Raw genomic sequence first — 4,846 nt, 5'->3', positions numbered from 1 at the left:
GCCCGAACGCGGGTTGAAGCGCATCACCCACGGCGTCACGGGCTTGCCCGTGAGACGGCCCCAGGCGTAGCGCACGCCCCACACCGCGGCCAGCAGCACCACGGCAACCGCCAGGCTGGCCGCAAAGACCAGGCCCAGCATCACGAGGATCACGCGAAGAATGAAGTTCATCATTCCATCTTAGGCCGAGGCTTCGGCCGCAGGTTCCCCGGTTTTTCCGGGATTTCCTGCTTTTGCGAAGCCGAACTGGCCTGGCGAACGGATCGGGTCGGTCGTGACCTCGATCGTGTCCTTCGGCCCGAAGCTGCCGTCGAGCAGCAGCCGCGAGAGCGGATTCTCGATGCGCTGCTGGATCGCGCGCTTCAGCGGACGGGCGCCGAACACCGGGTCGAAGCCGACCTTCGCGATCTCGGCCAGCGCCGCCGGCGACACCTCGAGGCCCAGGTCCATCTTCGCGAGCCGTGCCTGCAGCACCTTGAGCTGGATCGCGGCGATCGATTCGATGTTCTTCGCGTCGAGCGCGTGGAACACCACCGTCTCGTCGATGCGGTTGAGGAACTCGGGGCGGAAGTAGTTCTTCAGCTCGTCCCACACCGCTTCCTTGATCTCCTCGCCCGGCTTTCCCACCATGGCCTGGATGATCGGCGAGCCGATGTTGCTGGTCATCACGATCACCGTGTTCTTGAAGTCCACGGTGCGGCCCTGGCCATCAGTCAGGCGGCCATCGTCGAGCACCTGCAGCAGCACGTTGAACACGTCCGGGTGCGCCTTCTCGACCTCGTCGAGCAGCACCACGCTGTAGGGCTTGCGGCGCACGGCTTCCGTCAGGTAGCCGCCCTCCTCGTAGCCCACGTAGCCGGGCGGCGCGCCGATCAGGCGGGCCACCGAGTGCTTCTCCATGAACTCGCTCATGTCGATGCGGATCAGGTGGTCTTCGCTGTCGAACAGGAAGCCCGCGAGCGCCTTGCAGAGTTCGGTCTTGCCCACGCCCGTGGGGCCGAGGAACAGGAACGAGCCCGTGGGCCGGTTCGGATCGGACAGGCCCGAGCGCGAGCGGCGGATCGCATTGGCGACCGCGCCGATGGCCTCGTCCTGGCCCACCACGCGCTCGTGCAGCTTGTCTTCCATCACGAGCAGCTTGTCGCGCTCGCCCTGCATCAGCTTGGCGACCGGGATGCCGGTGGCGCGCGCCACGACCTCGGCGATCTCTTCCGCGCCGACCTGGGTGCGCAGCAGCGTGTGCGCGCTCGACTTGCCCTTGCTGGCCTCGCTGGCCTCGGCTTCCTTCAGGCGCTTCTCGAGCGCCGGCAGCTGGCCGTACTGCAGCTCGGCGACCTTGTTGAAGTCGCCCTTGCGCTTCCATTCCTCGATCTGGAACTTGATCTTGTCGATGTCCTCGCGCACGTGCGCGCTGCCCTGGGCCTGGGCCTTCTCGGCCTGCCAGATCTCGTCGTAGTCGGCGATCTCCTTCTGCAGCTTGGCGATCTCGTCCTCGATCAGGCCGAAGCGCTTCTGCGAAGCCTCGTCCTTCTCGCGGCGCACGGCCTCGCGCTCGATCTGCAGCTGGATCAGGCGGCGGTCGAGGCGGTCCATCACCTCGGGCTTGGAGTCCATCTCGATCTTGATCTTGGCCGCGGCCTCGTCGATCAGGTCGATGGCCTTGTCGGGCAGGAAGCGGTCGGTGACGTAGCGGTCGCTGAGTTCGGCCGCGGCCACGATGGCCGGGTCGGTGATCTGCACGCCGTGGTGCACCTCGTACTTCTCCTGCAGCCCGCGCAGGATGGCGATGGTGGCCTCGACGCTGGGCTCGCCCACGATGATCTTCTGGAAGCGGCGCTCGAGCGCGGCGTCCTTCTCGATGTACTTGCGGTATTCGTCGAGCGTGGTGGCGCCCACGCAGTGCAGCTCGCCGCGCGCGAGCGCGGGCTTGAGCATGTTGCCCGCGTCCATCGCGCCCTCGGCCTTGCCGGCGCCGACCATGGTGTGGAGCTCGTCGATGAAGACGATGGTCTGGCCCTCGTCCTTCGCGAGCTCGTTGAGCACGGTCTTGAGCCGTTCCTCGAACTCGCCGCGGAACTTGGCGCCCGCCAGCAGCGAGGCCATGTCGAGCGACAGCACGCGCTTGCCCTTGAGCGAATCGGGCACCTCGCCCGCGACGATGCGCTGCGCGAGGCCTTCGACGATGGCGGTCTTGCCCACGCCGGGTTCGCCGATCAGCACGGGGTTGTTCTTGGTGCGGCGTTGCAGCACCTGGATCGCGCGGCGGATTTCCTCGTCGCGGCCGATCACCGGATCGAGCTTGCCCAGGCGCGCGCGCTCGGTGAGGTCGAGCGTGTATTTCTTGAGCGCCTCGCGCTGGCCTTCGGCATCGGCGCTGTTCACGCCCTGGCCGCCGCGCACCGCGTCGATCGCGGACTCGAGCGACTTGCGCGAGAGGCCGTTCTCCTTGGCGATCCGGCCGACGTCGCTCTTGCTGTCGGCCACGGCCAGCAGGAAGAGCTCGCCCGCGATGAACTGGTCGTTGCGCTTGAGGGCTTCCTTCTCGGTCGCCTGCAGCAGCTTGCCGAGCTCGGGGCCGACCTGCACGATGTCGTGGCCCTGCACCTGGGGCAGCTTCTTGATGGTCGCCTCGGCGGCCTGGGCGAGGCCGGGCACGTTGACCCCGGCGCGCTCGAGCAGCGCGCGCGGGCCGTCGTCCTGGCGCAGCATCGCGGCCAGCAGGTGGGCCGGCTCGATGTAGGCGTTGTCGTTGCCGAGCGCGAGCGACTGCGCGTCGCCCAGCGCTTCCTGGAACTTGGTGGTGAGTTTGTCTTGTCGCATGGTGGTATTCCTGCATCCAAAATAGGGCTGTTCGGGCACGATTCAAGGTTGCGGGCCGGGCCCGCGCGGCGGGCACGGCTATTGCACGATGCCCGCACCCTTCCGCCCGTAGGCATTTCTCTCTTCTCGAATGGAGTCGATCATGGTTTTTTCAATGCAGCGCGTCCAACCGGTGCGCCGCGCGCTCGGCGTGGGCCTCCTCGCGGCTGCCCTGGGCATGGCCGGGCTGGCACAGGCCCAGAGCGGCACGCCGATCCGCATCCTGGTCGGCTTCCCGGCCGGCGCCGGCACCGACGCGATCGCGCGCACGCTGGGCGAGAAGCTCAAGGACGAGCTCGGCGCGCCGGTGGTGGTCGAGAACCGCGCGGGCGCGGGCGGCCAGATCGCGGCGCAGGTGCTGAAGTCCTCGCCGGCCGACGGCCACACGCTGTTCCTCACGCACGACCACACGATCTCGATCCTGCCGCAGGTGGTCAAGAACCCGGGCTTCAACCCCGCCACCGACTTCGTGCCCGTGGCAGGCTTCGCGACCTTCGCCAACGTGCTGGCGGTGTCGGGCGGCACGCCGGCCAAGAGCATCGACGAGTACGTCAAGTGGGTGCGCACGCAGAAGGGCGGCAAGGAGACCATCGGCATCCCGGCGCCGGCCTCGATCCCCGAGTTCCTCGTGAAGATGATCTCGGACAAGTACAAGATTGACGTGCAGCCCGCGCCCTACCGCGGCAGCGCGCCGATGACGGCCGACATGCTGGGCAACCAGATCACGGCCGGCATCGCCTCGGTGCCCGACTTCATCGAGAACCACAAGGCCGGCAAGCTGCGCATCGTGGCCTCGATCGGCGCCAAGCGCCAGGCGCTGCTGCCCAACGTGCCGACCTTCACCGAACTGGGCTTCGCGAACCTCGAGGACCTGCCCTACTACGGCATCTTCGCGCCCGTGGGCACGCCGCAGCCGATCATCGACAAGTACGGCGAGGCGCTGCAGAAGGTGCTGGCCATGCCCGACGTGAAGCAGAAGCTCACCACGCTGGGCCTGACGGTCGGCTACGAGCCGCAGGGCCAGTTCGCGGGCCGCGTGCGCAGCTACACGCAGACCTGGGAACGGATCATCCAGTCGAGCGGCTTCAAGCCGCTGTGAGCGCGTTCAGGCGTTCGACGCGCTGATGCCCCAGCGCGCGAGCGCCGCGTCGTCCGCGACGCGCGCATCGACCCAGCGGGCGCCCTCGGGCGTCTGCTCCTTCTTCCAGAACGGCGCCTGGGTCTTGAGGTAGTCCATCAGGAACTCGCAGGCCTGGAAGCTCTCGCCGCGGTGCGCCGAGGCCACCGCCACCATCATGATCTGCGCGAGCGGCTGCAGCAGGCCCACGCGGTGGATCACGCGCACGCCGAGGATGTCGAAGCGCTCGTGTGCTTCGTCGATCATGGCCTCGATCGATTTCTCGGTCATGCCGGGGTAGTGCTCGAGCTCCATCGACGCGACATCGGCGCCGTCGTTGCGGTCGCGCACGGTGCCGATGAAGCTGCAGACGGCGCCGATGCGCGCGTCGCTCGCGCGCAGGGCTGCGACTTCGGCGCCGAGATCGAAATCGGCCGTCTGGATGGTGACGCGTTGCGGAAATGCCATGTGCAAATTGTGGCACCGCGGCGCTCGCGGCTAAACTCCAGCCCCATGTTCGCCCTGACCGCACGTTCGCCCGCACCTTCGACCGAAGGCACGAACGGCGCGCGCCTGGGCGGCAAAGCCAAAAAACCAAAGCTCGTCTGACCGGAGCTTCGGTTCCGTCGTCGGATGAGCGACGGAACCGGCACAGGCACTGGCCCCGCATGGGTTGCGCGCGCATCGGACGATGGTTCCTTCCATCGGTCGATCGTCGAAAGGACGCCCGCGTGCCCGCCAACCATTCCTCCTCCGCCACTGCCGTTCCCGATTTCTCGGGCCTGTGGATTCCCCTCGTGACCCCGTTTCGCGACGGCGCGCTCGACCATGCGGCGCTGGCCGCGCTCACGCGCCGCCTGGCGGCCGATG

3 protein-coding genes are annotated in these 4,846 nt (G+C 67.8%); 1 reads left to right on the top strand and 2 read right to left on the bottom strand.

What is annotated here, in order from left to right; translation table 11 throughout:
• Positions 1-180 precede the first annotated feature (180 nt).
• Positions 181-2,820, bottom strand: a complete 2,640-nt coding sequence (gene clpB, locus AC27VN_RS32710; protein ID WP_490879257.1) for an ATP-dependent chaperone ClpB — start codon at positions 2,818-2,820, stop codon at positions 181-183.
• A gap of 142 nt (positions 2,821-2,962) precedes the next feature.
• On the opposite strand from clpB, the gene AC27VN_RS32705 reads away from it, so the two are divergent.
• The gene (locus AC27VN_RS32705) at positions 2,963-3,958 is read left to right on the top strand and encodes a Bug family tripartite tricarboxylate transporter substrate binding protein (protein WP_093343468.1); all 996 of its coding nucleotides are present in this window, start codon (positions 2,963-2,965) and stop codon (positions 3,956-3,958) included.
• A gap of 6 nt (positions 3,959-3,964) precedes the next feature.
• Here AC27VN_RS32705 and AC27VN_RS32700 read toward each other — a convergent pair whose 3' ends face one another.
• The gene (locus tag AC27VN_RS32700; protein ID WP_203205322.1) at positions 3,965-4,444 is read right to left on the bottom strand and encodes a molybdenum cofactor biosynthesis protein MoaE; all 480 of its coding nucleotides are present in this window, start codon (positions 4,442-4,444) and stop codon (positions 3,965-3,967) included.
• Positions 4,445-4,846 lie beyond the last annotated feature (402 nt).

This window comes from Variovorax sp. 20P10.2.4 (assembly GCF_058244205.1).
The sequence above is the reverse complement of the archived record's forward strand: the minus strand, read 5'-3'. Positions and strand labels throughout refer to the sequence as shown.